A 14408-nucleotide genomic window follows, 5' to 3' on the forward strand; every position below is an offset into this window, starting at 1 on the left:
CCCCGCCCCCGCCAGCCCCCCCCCGCGCCCCCCGCCCCCCCCCCGACCCCCCCCCCGCGCCCCCCGCCCCCGCGCCCGGCGCGCCCGCGCCCGCGCCCCCCCCCCCCCCCACCCCCCGTCGTATCAGGCGATCCGCGTCAGCGCGCCTTGCCACCGCGTGGCATGCGCATGCCCTTCGGCATAGGCCCCTTCGGCAACGGCATGTTGCTCATAAGGTCCCCCATCGCGCGCAGGCGGTCGTTGGTCTGCGTCACCTGGGGGCCGCTCAGCACCCGCGGCAGCTTGACCATGGTGGTGCGCAGCTTCTTCAGCGGCACCTGGCCCTCGCCGTCGCCGACGATGATGTCGTGCACCGGGGCGTCCACCGCGACGCGGGACATCTTCCTCTTCTCGGCCGCCAGCAGCGTCTTCACCCGGTTCGGGTTGCCCTCGGCCACCAGCACGATGCCCGCCTTGCCGACGGCGCGGTGGACGACGTCCTGGCTGCGGTTCATCGCGACCGCGGGGGTCGTGGTCCAGCCGCGGCCGACGTTCTGGAGCACCGCGGCCGCTGCTCCCGGCTGTCCTTCCATCTGCCCGAAGGCGGCGCGCTCGGCGCGGCGTCCGAAGACGATCGCCATCGCGAGGAAGCCCAGCAGGAAGCCCAGAATGCCGAGGTAGACCGGGTGATCGATCAGGAAGCCGATCGCGAGAAGGACACCGAAGGTGACGATTCCCACAGCACCGATGATCAGACCGATCTTCGGGTCCGACCGCCGGGTCATCTTGTACGTCAGGGCGATCTGCTTGAGTCGCCCGGGGTTCGCAGAGGCAGCAGTCTCTGCCTGTTCCTTCCTCGCCATGTCTGAAGTTTACGTGGCTCAGGAGGGACGGGTCAGCGCGGCCTCCATTACGTGCTCGGCCTCGACCCGGTCCTTGGCGAGCCGGCGGTTCTCGAGCACGGCGGTCCAGGCGTTGCGGCGGGCGGTGCTCTGGCCGCCGCGCAGGAGTACGGACTCCATGGCACGAAGGGCCTGGGTGAGGGTCGGGAAGGCGTTGGCGCGTACGGAGGTCGCGGCCTGCATGGTGGAAGTCTCCCTCGGGGGCGGGGTGGCGATGAGTGAGAGCGTGCGTGCGGTGCGTGAGTACAGCGTCACTGCTTGGTGTTACCAGGGCGTGACTGAGGGGTCAAACACCGATGAAACCTTTATTCGGAACACCTGAATGCAAACGCGGCCCATACGCGCCCCCGACCTGCGGAGAGCGTATGAGCCGCGCCGTTTCGGCCACTACTGGCCAGTAATATCTTGTGCGGGAGTTCACACCACCTGAGCGGCCGCCGTGGTCTCGCCACGACGCTCCATCGCCTGCTGGAAGAGGCGACCCGCCCGGTACGAGGAACGCACCAGCGGACCCGACATCACGCCGGAGTAGCCGATCTCGTCGGCCTCCTCCTTCAGCTCCACGAACTCCTGCGGCTTCACCCAGCGCTCCACCGGGTGGTGGCGCACCGACGGGCGCAGGTACTGCGTGATGGTGATGAGCTCGCAGCCCGCGTCGTACAGGTGCTGGAGCGCCTCGCTGACCTCTTCGCGGGTCTCGCCCATGCCGAGGATCAGATTGGACTTGGTGACCAGTCCGGCCGCACGGGCCTCGGTGATCACCTTCAGCGAGCGCTCGTAGCGGAAGCCGGGGCGGATGCGCTTGAAGATGCGCGGCACCGTCTCGACGTTGTGCGCGAGCACCTCGGGGCGGGACGAGAAGACCTCGGCGAGCTGGTCCGGGTCCGCGTTGAAGTCGGGGATCAGCAGCTCGACCTTGGTGCGGCCGGCCTCGCGGTCCGCGGTCTGCGCGTGGATCTGGCGCACGGTCTCCGCGTAGAGCCAGGCGCCGCCGTCCTCCAGGTCGTCGCGGGCGACTCCGGTGATCGTCGCGTAGTTCAGGTCCATCGCGACCACGGACTCGCCGACGCGGCGCGGCTCGTCGCGGTCCAGGGCCTGCGGCTTGCCGGTGTCGATCTGGCAGAAGTCGCAGCGCCGGGTGCACTGGTCGCCGCCGATGAGGAAGGTCGCCTCGCGGTCCTCCCAGCACTCGAAGATATTCGGACAGCCGGCCTCCTGGCACACCGTGTGCAGGCCCTCGCTCTTCACCAGCTTCTGGAGCTGGTTGTACTCGGGGCCCATTTTCGCCCGGGTCTTGATCCACTCGGGCTTGCGCTCGATGGGGGTCTGGCTGTTCCTGGCCTCCAGACGCAGCAGCTTGCGTCCGTCGGGTGCGACAGCGGACACGACCGGCTCCCTACACTTCGATTCCTCGGCGACCACCAGGGTACGCCCGATGTTTTGATGCCCCTACGCCTGGCCAACCTCTGGCCTTGGGTGGGCATTCCCCGTACGGACTGATATCGCCCGTATACGGGGCGACATCGCTCATCCGGCAGGGAGCGGAGCCCCGGCGGTGTCGTGTTCGACGGCGCGGGGCTTCAGCTCCGCCTGCTCCAGCACCTCACGCAGATGCTTCTCGGCCACCGGCAGCACTTCGGCGATCGTCACGTCCCGGCCCAGTTCGCCCGCGAGCGAGGCGACCCCCGCGTCCCGGATGCCGCACGGCACGATCCGGTCGAACCAGGTGTTGTCCGGGTTCACGTTCAGCGCGAAGCCGTGCATCGTCACACCCTTGGCCACCCGGATGCCGATGGCGGCCAGCTTGCGGTCCTCGCGGCGCTGGCCCGCGTTGGACGGGGCGTACTCGGGGCCGCTGAGACGCGGGTCGAACTCCTCGTCGTGCAGCCGCGGGTCGAAGTCCAGCGACAGGCCGCCGGTCGCCGACCGCTGCTCAAGCGGGTCGCCCAGCACCCACACTCCGCTGCGGCCCTCGATCCGGGTGGTCTCCACACCGAAGTCCGCGCAGGTCCGGATCAGCGCCTCTTCCAGCCGCCGCACATGGGCGACGACATCCACCGGGCGCGGCAGCCCCATGATCGGGTAGCCCACCAGCTGGCCCGGGCCATGCCAGGTGATCTTGCCACCGCGGTCCACGTCGACGACCGGGGTGCCGTCCAGGGGGCGCTCACTGTCCTCAGTGCGTCGCCCCGCGGTGTAGACGGGCTGGTGCTCAAGCAGTAGACAGGTGTCGGGGATCTCGCCGGCGAACCGGGCCGCGTGCACGCGGCGCTGCTCGTCCCAGGCCTCCTGGTACTCGACGGCGTCCTCGCCGAAGCCCAGATGGACAAAACGCAGCTCGCTCACCGGCTGTGCCTCCCTCAAGCTGCCTCACGCTTTCACGGGTGCACTCATCGCGCCCCCGGCCACTGTACGACCCGCCACGACCAGCCCCGCCGGGTGCCGCAGCCGTCAGCGCCGCCCTCAATCCTCACACGATCGGATGAATGCGGAGACAAGGTGCGCCAGTGGGGTCGGTCAGGCCCGCTACATTCGCGCCGTTTCATGTGGGCTGCACTCAGGCCGTGCTGGAGAGCTCCCGCCGGGCTCCAGTTCCCCAGCACGGCCCAAGGCCCGGAAGGCAGGAGACCGCACAACCGATGACGGAACGACCCCCGCAGCGCACTCCCAACCGCCAGCTCGCCGCGCTCATCGAGGAGGCCGGGTTCTCCAACGCCGGGCTCGCCCGGCGGGTGGACCAGCTCGGTCTGGAGCACGGTCTGGACCTGCGCTACGACAAGACCTCGGTGACCCGCTGGCTGCGCGGGCAGCAGCCGCGCGGTACGACCCCCGCGCTGATCGCCGAGGTGTTCACCCGGAGACTGGGACGGCGGCTGTCCGCGCAGGACCTGGGGCTCGACGCCTGTGCGCCGGTGTACGCGGGCCTGGAGTTCGCGGCCACCCCCGAGGAGGCCGTGGACATCGTCAGCGGGCTGTGGCGCAAGGACTCGGGCAGCCACGCCGAGCTGCGGAAGATCGCCTTCACCCCGGCCGGCCTCGTCGTACCGAGCCGGGACTGGCTGATCGGACGGGCCGACGAGCGGGTCGGCCGGCAGGATCCCGGCGCCCCACCAGGAGCGGCTCAGCCGGCATCCGTGCCGCGGGCCGCCGGTGCCGCCCCCCTGGGGGCGCCCGCACCGCCCGGCTCCGCCCTCCCCGGCTCCGCCCTCCCGGGCTCCGTCGCCCCGGGCCAGGCCCGGGTCCCCGCCCAGGGCGCCCGGGTCCATGTCCCGCGCCAGCGCGGCACCGACCGCGGACCGGGCCAGCGGGTCAGCGCGGGCGACATCGCCGCGCTGCGCTCGGTCAGCGAACTGTTCCGGACGCTCGACCAGAACTACGGCGGCGGGCACGCGCGTCAGGCCCTCGTGCGCTACCTGGAGCACGAGCTGGAGCCGATGCTGCGCGGCAGCTACCCGGAGGCGACCGGACGCAGGCTGTTCGCCGCCGCGGCCGACCTCACCCGGCTCGCCGGCTGGACCTCGTACGACATCGCCGCGCACGGCCTCGCCCAGCGGTACTTCGTCCAGGCCCTGCGGCTGGCCCAGGCCGCCGGCGATCGGGCGTACGGGGCGTATGTGCTGGCCACCATGGCCCGGCAGGCGGTCTACCTGAGCCATGGCCGCGAGGCCGTCCAGCTCACCCGCGTCGCCCAGCAGGGCATCGGCTCGGGAGCGCCGCACGCGGTCCAGGCGCTGCTGCACTCGGTCGAGGCGCGCGGGCACGGGGTGCTCGGTGACGTCCGCTCGTGTACGGCGTCGCTGGTGCGCGCCGAGCGGGCGCTGGAGGCGGCGCGGCCGGGCGATGAGGCGCCGCACTGGGCGCGCTACTTCGACGAGGCGCAGCTCGCGGACGAGTTCGGGCACTGCCACCGCGACCTCCAGCAGTACCGGGCCGCGGTCCAGCACGCCGAGCGCTCCCTGCAACTGCGCCCGCCCGGGTACGCCCGCAGCCGTCTCTTCTGCCGAGTCGTCCTCGCCACGGCCCGGCTCGGCCTCGGCGAACTCGACCAGGCCTGCGCACTGGGCGCTGAAGCCGCGCAGCAGGCATCCGAGATGCGTTCGGCCCGCGCCGTCGACTACATCCGCGACTTCGAGCGGCGCCTTGAGCCGTACCGGGACGCGGCGGCCGTACGGGGCTACCGGGACCGGGTGATGGCCATCGGATGAGCGGCAACGGCTCAGGACGGGGACGCCCCGACCCGCACTCGACCGGGGATCGATGAGCCTCGGCTTCCATGACGAGGTGATGCGGTGACGAGGTGTGAGGCGAGGGATGCCGGGGCCTACGCGGCCATGGAGTCCTCCTCGGCCGGCGCCCCCGCCGAGTAGCCGGGCTGGATGCCGAAGTCGCGCAGGATGGCGTGCGCCGCCCTGCGCCCTGAGTACAGAGCCCCCTGGACGGTGCTGGTATCACGGTGGTCGCCGCACACATAGAGCCCGGCGAGCAGCCGTACCGCGCGGCGCGGGTCGTGCGGCGGCGGCATCGCGGCCACCGCCTCCGGGTCGTGGTGCACGGCGAGCAGCTCCCAGTCGTCGGTGGGTGTGCCGTACAGCGCGGCGAGCTGGGCGCGCACCCGGCGGTCGGGGTCTGCCGGCGGCCGTCCGAGGAGGGTGGAGGTGACCAGCGCCCGGTCGAACGGAGCCCGGGACGGGTCCACCTCGCTCATCACGGCGGTGTGCGAGACGGGGCCGGTACGGTCGCCGTCCAGCAGCAGGGACGGTTCCGCCAGCGGTGCCACGGGAGCCGTGTGGTGAACGACCGTCACGGGATGGAACGCGGGGACGCGCAGGCCGGGCAGCAGAGTGGCGGCGGTGCGGGCGCCGGTCGCGAGGAGCAGCGAGCGGGAGCTGATGGCGCCGTGCTCCTCGGTGAGCACACCGCTGATCGACGCGTCCGTGACCCGCACCCCGGTGCGTACCGTTCCCGGCGGCAGGGTGGCGGCGAGCAGCTCGGGCAGCGCGGCGGCACCGCCCGCCGGAACGCACAGCCGGCCGCGGGCGAAGGCCCGCAGGGCGAGCTCGGCGACCCGGCTCGAGCTGCTGAGCTCCGGGTCGCAGAGCAGGGCGGACAGCAGGGGCCGCAGGAAGCCGCCCACGGTCCGGGCGGAGAAGCCCCGGGCGTGCAGCGCGTCCAGCGCCGGGAGTTCGGGGCGGGCGAGCAACCGCCGGGTCGGGGTCGCCGCGAGCCGCCCGAGCGCGGCGGTGAGGCGGGCCTGGTCGAGCGCGCTGCCGATCGGTGTACGAGGGGCGCTCGCGAGGGCGCGTGCGGCAGTGAGCGCCCCCTCTACGCGCCGCGGCGCATAAGGCGAACCTCGGAGCGTGCTCCGGCGTACGCCCATCCTGTGCTGGCGGCCCTCACTGTGCACAAGCACACCAGGCGCGAAAGAGCGCAGTTCGAGGCCCGCGAGCCCCGGAGTGCGACGTAGTTCCGGATAGGCGGTGTTGAGCAGGTGGCCGGTCCGGTCGAGCCGGAAGCCGTCGACCCGTTCGGTGGCCATCCGGCCCCCGACGGTCGGCGACGCTTCCAGGACAGTGACCGTGACCCCCGCACTGGTGAGTTGATGCGCCGCCGATAGACCGGCGAGACCGGCCCCGACGATGACGACGTCCGCGTGGTGTGCGCTGCTGAGCACGTGGCCCTCCCCGGGTCGGCGCGGCTTGGTGTGGGGCCTCATTCCCCTAACCTGCCGATGCGATGCGGAAGTTCGGACTGGAGAGTAGAAACCCTCCGGCAGGTGCACGGCCAGCGGCGCACATCGGTCGCCCGGCAGCATGAACTCGCACAGGTGTGCGCCTCCTTGTGCGGGGGTGGGTGCGTCAGTCCAGGGCTGCCCGGATCGACTGGTCGATCGACGGATGGGCGAACTCGAACCCCGAGTCGAGCAGCCCGCGCGGCAGCACCCGCTGGCTGGCCAGGACGTCGTCGGAGAACTCGCCCATGGCGATACGGAGCGCGAACGGCGGCACCGTGAACAGCGTCGGGCGCCTCAGGACCCGCCCCATCGCCTCGGTGACCTCGCGATTGGTCAGCGGATTCGGCGCGGTGAGGTTGACCGGACCGGACAGGTCGTCCGTACCGATGATGTGGCGCAATGCGGCGATTTCGTCCTCAAGGGAGATGAAGCTCCAGAACTGGCGACCGCTGCCCAGCCGTCCGCCGAGCCCCGCCCGGAAGAGCGGGAACAGCCGCCCCCATGCCCCGCCCTCCCGCGCCACGACCAGACCCGTACGTGCGAAGGCGACTCTGATTCCGGCCCCCTGCGCGGGCGCCGCCGCGGCCTCCCACTCCTCGCAGACTCCGGCGAGGAATCCGGAACCGGGCGGTGCGGTCTCGTCCACCGCACGGTCGCCGGTGTCTCCGTAGTAGCCGATCGCGGAGCCGCAGACCAGCACCCGGGGCGGCTCCTCCAGCGACGCCACGGCCTGCGCGATCGTGGCCGTACCGAGCACCCGGCTGTCCCGAATCTCCTTCTTGTACGCTTCCGTCCAGCGGTGGTCGCCGACCCCGGCCCCGGCCAGATGGACCACGGCTTCGCAGCCGTTCAGGCCCAGCGCGTCCACCTCCTGGCGTACGGGATCCCATCGCACCTCGTCAGGGGTGCGCGCGGGCCGCCGCACCAGACGGACCACCTCATGCCCCCCGTCGGCAGTCAGGGAGCGCACAAGCGCCTTACCGATGAGCCCGTTCGAGCCCGTGATCGCGATACGCATGCTTCCCATCCTGCCCAATGGCACAGCGCCGTCATGTCCGGCGGGGCCCATCCGCCGTACCGGACGGGCCTCGCCCGCCGCGGCGACGAGCCGCGCCGCTCCACCTGGGCAACGCGACCCGGTCCACCCTGCACAGCCCTACTCGATGGCGCCGTGCCGCCGCCGTGCCGGCTGTCTTCGGGGGAGCCGGGCGGCCGTCCACGGGGAGTCGGGCCTCGGGACCCGACTCCCTCGTGCGCTGTCTCACCGCCGAGAGTGCTGTCGGCGCCGACGGCGGGCCGGCTGGTCGCTTCCGTCCCGGTGCGCCCACCCGGCTCGTCCGCAAGGGGCGTGTCCGCCGGGTCCAGGGCCTCGGAGTGCCTTGCTCGCGCCGTGACGCGTTCGAGATCGTCATGGTGGTGAAGCCGCGCGCGGCGCGGGTGACGGCCCGCCCGCCCGCGGGACCGGGCGCCGTCTCGCCCCGAACCCCCTTGGTTCCCGCTTCAGTTGGAGCTGCGTTCCTGCGGAGCCGCGCCGGCGCCCCGCCGAGGGTGCCGGCGCTTTCGACGGGTGCGCGTCCGGACCGCCTGCCCGCGCGCTGCGGCCACCGCGTTTGACAGCGGGTCGACCCCCTATCCAGTATTCAGCTACTTAACTAGTGGACCAATGGTGGGGTGGATGCGGTTCTACATCGAGAGACGTCGTGGCGTCGCCGCGTATCAGCAGATCGTCGAGCAGACCAATCGAGCCGTCAGAGCGGGCGTGCTGAAGCCCGGTGACCGGTTGCCGACCGCTCGCGAGGTGGCCGAGACCTGCGCCGTGAACCCGAACACCACGCTCAAGGCGTATCGGGAACTGGAGCGGGACGGTGTGGTGGAGCTGCGGCAGGGAGTGGGCACCTTCATCGCCGCCACGGCCGCGGACCGCTGCCACGCGCCCGGCGCCGAGTCGCCGCTTTACGCCGAACTGGCGGAGTGGACCGGACGGGCGCTGACCGCGGGGCTGATGGAGGAGGACGTGCGGGATCTGGTCGAACTGGCGCTTCAGGAGCGTCAGCAGCAGGCCGCCGGGCACAGCGCCCGCAGCGGTGCGGACGAACGGAACGGGGCAAGGCGATGAGCGGGTCGGCAGGAGGGGTGATCGTGGGGGACAGGGAGCGGACCGCCCTGGAAGTACGCGGACTCGGACGGAAGTACGGGCGCCGCTGGGTGCTGCGCGACGTGTCGTTCCGGCTGCCCGCCGGACGGGTGTGCGGACTTGTGGGTCCGAACGGAGCGGGCAAGACGACGATGCTGGAGATCGTCGCGGGGCTGCGCGAGGCGTCGGCGGGCGAGGCCAGGGTCTTCGGTGAGCGCGCAGGCGGGGCGGAGGCGCGGCAGCGGGTCGCGTTCCTACCACAGGAGAAGCCGCTTTTCACGCGCTTCACGGTCGCCGAGACGCTGCGGCTGGGCCGTGAGCTGAACCCGCACTGGGATCAGGAGCTGGCGGAGGGCTTCGTACGGGCCGGTTCCGTGCCGCTCGACGCCAAGGTGGCAAGCCTGTCCGGCGGTCAGCGCACCCGGGTCGCCCTCGCAGTGGCCCTGGGCAAGCGCCCCGACCTCATTCTGCTGGACGAGCCGCTGGCCGACCTGGACCCGCTGGTGCGCCGGCAGACCGTGGCCGCGCTGCTCGGCGAGGTGGCCGAGCGCGGGATCACCGTCCTGCTCTCCAGCCATCTGGTCGCCGAACTCGACAAGCTCTGCGACTACGTGCTGCTGGTGGCCGAGGGCGGGCTGCGGCTGGCCGGCGACGTGGACGAGATCATCAGCGTCCACCGGCTGCTGTCCGCGCCCACCGACCGGGTGCCGACCGGACCCGACGGGCTGCCCGTCGGCCTGGAGCACCACACGGTCGTGGAGACCCACGGCGACCAGAGGTACACCACCGCCCTGGTCCGTCCCGGCGGACCGGACAGCGGCTTCTGGGACGCCAGCGCGCCGACTCTGGAGGAAGTGGTGCTCGCCTATCTGCAACAGGACAGCCCCGCGCCGCTCATCAGCCCCGACTCCTATGTTCCCGGCGCCGTTTCGGAGGTAGTGAAGTGAGTACGACGACACAGGCGGTCCGGGCGGACGGCGGTTCGCCCATGCTGACCGGGCGGCGGAAGCGGACGTCGTCCGGCTTCGGCCTGAGGGGGATGACCTGGCTGGTGTGGCGCCAGCACCGGATGGCGTTCCTCCTGCTGCTCGGCGTGGCGGCCGCCACGACGGCGGGCCTGGCGTGGCTGGCCCAGGAGGCGAGCAGCGCGGTGGCGGCCGTCAAGGTGCCCAATCCGTCCCCCGCGGCGACCACCGCTCTCAACGAGGCCTACCAACTGCTCGACTCGGCGGGCCTGGCGCTGGTGGGTCTACCGGTGATCATCGGGTTGTTCATCGGCGCCCCGCTGTTCGCGGGGGACCTGGAGACGGGCACCGCCAAGTTCGTGGGTGTCCAGTCGCGGAGCCGCTGGACGTGGGTGGCGACGAAGCTCGGCATGGCCGCGCTGTTCGCGGCCGCGGCGGCGCTCTCCACCGGGTTCGCTATGAAAGCCATGTTGACGCCGCTGGTGAACCACATGGCCGTCAACGCGAACTTCACCGACGCCGGCGCGTTCGACACCACAGGACCGACCGCGGTTGCCTGGGCCGTCCTCGGCGTGCTGACAGGCGCTGCCGCCGGGCTGCTGGCACGGCGCACGCTGCCCGCGATGGTGGTGACCTTGGGTGTACTGCTGGCGGTGAAGGTTGGCTGGGAGCTGGTGCGGCTGATGTTCGCGCCGACGGTGGTGAAGACCACGAGCGGCGGCCGGGTCGGCGAAGACGACGCTCCGGAGTTCCCCGCCAACGCCCTGGAGATCGACACGTCCTTCGTGACCGGTGACGGCACACTGCTCGGTTGGAGCACCTGCGCGAACGCGACGGACAGGGTGGCCTGCCTGCGAGGCGAGGGGGCGGTCGGCTGGTACAGGGAGTATCTGCCGTTCTCCCACATGGAAGCCATGCAGTGGGCGGCATCGGGCGCGCTGGCGGGGCTGATCCTGCTGACTGCCGGTGTGCTGGTGTACGGGGCGCGGCGCGCGCTGCGCTGACCTCGCCGATGCGGTCGACGGCCCTGCGGAACAGTGCTCCAGGGCGCGGAATTCCTCCGAGGACGTTCCCCGCCCCGCCTGCCGGCGGGGCGGGGACGGACCGTCAGCCCGTCAGACCGCGAACCGTCAGCCCGTCAGACCGCGAAGCGCTCCCACAGCGCCGGGAAACGCTGCGCCAGCGCCCCGTCGTCCTCGAAGTCGATCGGCGCGCCCTCCGGCTCCGCCGACTGGGACGGGACCCCCAGATCGGGCGCGACCGCCCCCGTGAGCTGCTCGTACGCCTCGTCCGCCGCGTACCCCAGCTCCTCCCCGTCGCCGTCGATCTCCTCGTCGAAGTCCTCCAGCAGGCCCGCCAGCGCATCGGGGTCGTGCACCGCGCCCTCGAAAACCTCCCGGCCCTGACCGATCAGCCAGCAGCGGAAGTAGTCGAACGCGTCGTCACTCGCCCCGCCGAGCAGCACCGTCGCCGCACCCCACAGGTCCCAGCGATAGGCGCGGTTGTAGCGCGCCTCGAAGTGGCGGGCGAAGTCCAGGACGGAGTCCGGGTCCAGTTGGAGCAGCCGTTCGACCAGCAGATCGGCATGGTCCTCGGGGTCGCCCTCGGCGGCCTCGCGGGTGCGGTCGATGATCTCCCAGAACTCCGTCTCGTCCATCACGGGACAAGCATCGGGGTTCGCGTGCGGCGGCGCACGTGGAGCGGCCGAAATACAGTCTTTCGGAAATGCGGACAGAAGGTGTCGGAATTCAGTGGGACGGTCACCGTATGACGACTGACACACCACTCAAGGGACTCAGGGGAAGGGTCGCGCTCGTCGCGGGCGCGACCCGGGGCGCCGGGGGGCGCGCGGCGGCGCCCGCCCCCCGCCCCCCGCGACGATCAGTCAGGAGCGGTGCGCCGGGGGATGGCCGCCCGAGTGGTGGCGGTGTCGCCGTTGGGCGATGAGCAGGGCGCTGAGCGCGAGCGTGCCGAGCAGGCTCAGGGCGGCGGTACTCCTGAGGACGGTGTCGATCGCGTGGCCGTCGGAGGCCGCGGCAGCCGCGTCCGGACTGACGGCCTCCACGAAAGCGGCGCTTACCGCGACGCCGACGGCACCCGCCAGGACCAGGCAGGTCAGCACCACTCCGGAGGCGATCGCCCGCTGTCGCGGGGGTACGTAGGACTGGGTGGCGACGTTCGTCAGCGCCCAGCCGATTCCCAGGCCCACACCTTCCACGAAGAACACCAGGGTGTACAGCCAGAGCGGCTGGACGAGGGTCAACCCCAACAGGGCGAGGGATCCGGTCAGTCCGCCGAGCGCCATCAGCGCCTCGGCCCGCCGGTGTTCGGCCAGTCGCCCCGCCCAGTAGGAGGCCGCACCGGACCCGCCTGACAGCGCCAGGAAGACCAGCCCGGCATGAATCGGCGACAGTCCACGTGCCTGCTGCAGATACAACGCGCTGAGAACCGACACCACGCAGTAGGTGATGTTGAGCAACGAGCCCGCGGCCGTGACCACTGTGAACCGCACGTCCCGCAGCAGAGCCGGGTCGACGAGCGGATTCCCCGCCCTCCGTTCCACCAGGAAGAACACAACCAGCAGCACGAGTCCCAAGGCGAGAAGCATGACGACGCCAGCCGAGCCCCACCCCCAGTTCTCACCCTGGTCCACGCCCAGCATGAGGCAGACCAGACCCGCCGCGAGGGTGAGGGTCCCGGGAGCATCGAGAGACCGCGGGGCCGACTCGTCACGGCTCTCCGGTACGAAGCGCAGCATGAGGAACACGGTCATCGCGCACAGCGGCACGTTCAGGAAGAACACACCACGCCAGCTCACATGCTCGGCGAAGAATCCGCCGACGAACGGGCCGATCGCGGTACCCAGCGCACCGAACGCCAGCACCGTGCCCACCGCACGCGCCTGACGTTTCCCTTCGAAGGCAGCGGCTGTGAGCGCCACCGCCACCGGCAGCATCATCGCCGCACCGATCCCCTGGACCACGCGTCCGGCGACCAGCCATGCCGAGCCCTGCGCGGATCCGCAGAACACCGAGACCGCGGCGAACCACGCGAGACCGATCACCGCCACCCCGCGCCTGCCATGCTGGTCGGCCAAGCGTCCCGCGACCACCATCAACGCCCCGAGCGAGAGCATGTAGCCGCTGACCACCCACTGCAGATCCGTCGACGTGGTACCGAAGTCCCGCGCGATCACCGGCAGCATCAGATTCAGGGCGAACCAGTCCATCTGCACGATGAGAACGGTCAGAGCGCAGGCCCCGAGCAGCACCCGCTCCCGGCCGTGGAAGCCGACCGCCCGACCGCCGTCCTCGTGACCCCGCACCCGTCGCCGGCCACCAGGCTGCCGTGACCCGCGCAGCCCGAACCGGACAGCCGCCCAAGCGACCGCCGACCGCTCCAGGGGCACCGCCGCGCCGTACATGAGGGGTACCGGGGACCGCAGCCCTCGAAGACCGCTGCCCGCCGTCTTGCACCCGTTGAGCCAGCTCACCATGGCGGCCATGGTGACATCACCAGGGAACGCCCCTTCGGTGACGGGGCTGTGGCTCACGTCTGATTTCGGGGCGGGAGGCGACGCCGCAAGTCGTGCGCCCCGCACCGCCCGACTCCCGCGTCGTCGTTCCGGGCACCGGCCGCAGTGGCCCGCCGGTCAGTGTGTGCGGGCCATGGTTATGAGCCCTCGCGATCCGGCGGCGCCGCGACCGGCCGCGCCCTTCCCGACCCGTCGCGGGACGGAGATACTGCGGAGGCAACGGTCACCCACTCCACCGGCAGGTGCCGATCACGGCTGCGAGGTGCATGAGGTGCAAGCCGAACCATGCGGCGAGACGCACGGCGACCCCGGGCTCTTCGGCCCTGGCTCCGTCACCTGGCATATGCACGGCGACCCGATGATGTGGGTCGCGGGGGTCCGCGCGCTCTACCTCCAGGCGCTGCACCCCCGCGCGGTTCGCGGTGTCATCAGCAACAGCGACTTCCGGCGCGACGCCTGGGGCCGTCTGCTGCGTACCGCCGACTTCGTCGGCACCATCACGTACGGCAGCGCCGATGCCGCCGAGCGGGCCGGTGCCCGGGTGCGGAGGATCCACCGGCTGCTCGGTGTGGACGAGCCCGAGTTGCTGCTGTGGGTGCACTGCGCCGAGGTGGACTCCTACCTCCAGGTCCAGCTGCGCTCCGGATTCCCGCTGGACGACGCCCAAGCCGACCGGTACGTCGACGAGCACCGCACCAGCGCCCGGCTGGTCGGGCTCGACCCGGCCCGCGTACCCGCCTCCACCGCCGAGCTCGCCGCTTACTTCGACGCGGTCCGGCCTGAGCTCGAAGCCGGGGACGACGCCCGGGCGGTCGACGACTTCCTGTGCCGCCCGCCCGTCCACCCCGCCCTGGTCCCTGCGCGCGAGCTGCTGTGGCGGCGGGTGGCCGCACTCGCGTACAACGCTCTGCCGCCCTACGCCCACGAGCTCTACGGACGTCCGGCGCCCCCGCCCGACCGTGTCACCCGCCACCTCATCGCCACCGGCAACGCCCTGCGCTGCATCCCCAGCAGGCTGCGCTGGCGGCTCCCGCCGGGCCACATCCCGAGGGCCATGGCTCGGCTCGGGCCCGGTAGCCGACCCGCGCCGTACACACTCAGAAACCAGGCGGCCATACTGGACGGTCCGGGGAGGGCGTAGCGAAACGACGGGGGCGATGGC

The 14408-nt window shown here is 71.8% G+C and carries 13 protein-coding genes; 5 read left to right on the plus strand and 8 right to left on the minus strand.

Going from position 1 to position 14408, the window contains the following annotated elements:
- Positions 1-137 precede the first annotated feature (137 nt).
- The 4 genes from ACFWI9_RS13060 to lipB all read right to left on the minus strand — a co-directional run bounded on the left by ACFWI9_RS13060 (position 138) and on the right by lipB (position 3227).
- Positions 138-842 carry a DUF4191 domain-containing protein gene (locus ACFWI9_RS13060; protein WP_387161392.1) on the minus strand — a complete coding sequence of 235 codons (705 nt, stop codon included), beginning with the start codon at positions 840-842 and terminating at the stop codon, positions 138-140.
- 18 nt (positions 843-860) lie between these two features.
- Complete coding sequence (locus ACFWI9_RS13065; RefSeq protein WP_387161442.1) at positions 861-1064, minus strand: hypothetical protein; 204 nt, start codon at positions 1062-1064, stop codon at positions 861-863.
- A gap of 234 nt (positions 1065-1298) precedes the next feature.
- Positions 1299-2267, minus strand: coding sequence for a lipoyl synthase (gene lipA, locus ACFWI9_RS13070; protein WP_387161394.1), 969 nt, complete (start codon positions 2265-2267; stop codon positions 1299-1301).
- Between the two features lie 141 nt (positions 2268-2408).
- The gene (lipB, locus tag ACFWI9_RS13075; RefSeq protein WP_387161396.1) at positions 2409-3227 is read right to left on the minus strand and encodes a lipoyl(octanoyl) transferase LipB; all 819 of its coding nucleotides are present in this window, start codon (positions 3225-3227) and stop codon (positions 2409-2411) included.
- Positions 3228-3520: 293 nt separating this feature from the next.
- On the opposite strand from lipB, the gene ACFWI9_RS13080 reads away from it, so the two are divergent.
- Positions 3521-5086 carry a regulator gene (locus tag ACFWI9_RS13080; RefSeq protein ID WP_387161398.1) on the plus strand — a complete coding sequence of 522 codons (1566 nt, stop codon included), beginning with the start codon at positions 3521-3523 and terminating at the stop codon, positions 5084-5086.
- A gap of 116 nt (positions 5087-5202) precedes the next feature.
- Here ACFWI9_RS13080 and ACFWI9_RS13085 read toward each other — a convergent pair whose 3' ends face one another.
- Together ACFWI9_RS13085 and ACFWI9_RS13090 are read right to left on the minus strand one after the other, a co-directional pair.
- Positions 5203-6552, minus strand: a complete 1350-nt coding sequence (locus tag ACFWI9_RS13085) for an NAD(P)/FAD-dependent oxidoreductase (RefSeq protein ID WP_387161401.1) — start codon at positions 6550-6552, stop codon at positions 5203-5205.
- A gap of 184 nt (positions 6553-6736) precedes the next feature.
- Positions 6737-7639: a TIGR01777 family oxidoreductase gene (locus tag ACFWI9_RS13090; RefSeq protein ID WP_387161404.1), complete on the minus strand. Its 903-nt coding sequence runs from the start codon at positions 7637-7639 to the stop codon at positions 6737-6739.
- A 648-nt stretch (positions 7640-8287) separates the two neighbouring features.
- Between ACFWI9_RS13090 and ACFWI9_RS13095 the strand changes: the two genes are divergently transcribed.
- From ACFWI9_RS13095 to ACFWI9_RS13105, 3 genes are read left to right on the plus strand one after another with little or no spacing between them, the layout of a single operon-like run.
- The gene (locus ACFWI9_RS13095) at positions 8288-8728 is read left to right on the plus strand and encodes a GntR family transcriptional regulator (protein ID WP_387161406.1); all 441 of its coding nucleotides are present in this window, start codon (positions 8288-8290) and stop codon (positions 8726-8728) included.
- A gap of 23 nt (positions 8729-8751) precedes the next feature.
- The gene (locus ACFWI9_RS13100; protein WP_387161407.1) at positions 8752-9693 is read left to right on the plus strand and encodes an ABC transporter ATP-binding protein; all 942 of its coding nucleotides are present in this window, start codon (positions 8752-8754) and stop codon (positions 9691-9693) included.
- Complete coding sequence (locus ACFWI9_RS13105; protein ID WP_387161410.1) at positions 9690-10715, plus strand: ABC transporter permease; 1026 nt, start codon at positions 9690-9692, stop codon at positions 10713-10715. Before ACFWI9_RS13100 ends, ACFWI9_RS13105 begins: the two co-directional genes overlap by 4 nt.
- Positions 10716-10849: 134 nt before the next feature.
- Here ACFWI9_RS13105 and ACFWI9_RS13110 read toward each other — a convergent pair whose 3' ends face one another.
- The gene (locus ACFWI9_RS13110; protein WP_387161444.1) at positions 10850-11368 is read right to left on the minus strand and encodes a DUF4240 domain-containing protein; all 519 of its coding nucleotides are present in this window, start codon (positions 11366-11368) and stop codon (positions 10850-10852) included.
- 228 nt (positions 11369-11596) lie between these two features.
- Positions 11597-13264: an MFS transporter gene (locus tag ACFWI9_RS13115; protein ID WP_387161411.1), complete on the minus strand. Its 1668-nt coding sequence runs from the start codon at positions 13262-13264 to the stop codon at positions 11597-11599.
- Positions 13265-13589: 325 nt separating this feature from the next.
- On the opposite strand from ACFWI9_RS13115, the gene ACFWI9_RS13120 reads away from it, so the two are divergent.
- Positions 13590-14387, plus strand: coding sequence for an oxygenase MpaB family protein (locus tag ACFWI9_RS13120; RefSeq protein WP_387161446.1), 798 nt, complete (start codon positions 13590-13592; stop codon positions 14385-14387).
- Positions 14388-14408 lie beyond the last annotated feature (21 nt).

It is taken from the genome of Streptomyces sp. NPDC127084 (genome assembly GCF_042724175.1).
Taxonomy (GTDB): Bacteria; Actinomycetota; Actinomycetes; order Streptomycetales; family Streptomycetaceae; genus Streptomyces.

Excerpts from the sequence above, each read along its gene's own strand:
- ACFWI9_RS13090 (WP_387161404.1), bottom strand. The coding sequence starts at position 7,639 with ATGGGAAGCATGCGTATCGCGATCACGGGCTCGAACGGGCTCATCGGT.
- ACFWI9_RS13065 (WP_387161442.1), bottom strand. The coding sequence starts at position 1,064 with ATGCAGGCCGCGACCTCCGTACGCGCCAACGCCTTCCCGACCCTCACC.
- ACFWI9_RS13095 (WP_387161406.1), top strand. The coding sequence starts at position 8,288 with ATGCGGTTCTACATCGAGAGACGTCGTGGCGTCGCCGCGTATCAGCAG.
- ACFWI9_RS13060 (WP_387161392.1), bottom strand. The coding sequence starts at position 842 with ATGGCGAGGAAGGAACAGGCAGAGACTGCTGCCTCTGCGAACCCCGGG.
- ACFWI9_RS13080 (WP_387161398.1), top strand. The coding sequence starts at position 3,521 with ATGACGGAACGACCCCCGCAGCGCACTCCCAACCGCCAGCTCGCCGCG.
- ACFWI9_RS13120 (WP_387161446.1), top strand. The coding sequence starts at position 13,590 with ATGCACGGCGACCCGATGATGTGGGTCGCGGGGGTCCGCGCGCTCTAC.
- ACFWI9_RS13110 (WP_387161444.1), bottom strand. The coding sequence starts at position 11,368 with ATGGACGAGACGGAGTTCTGGGAGATCATCGACCGCACCCGCGAGGCC.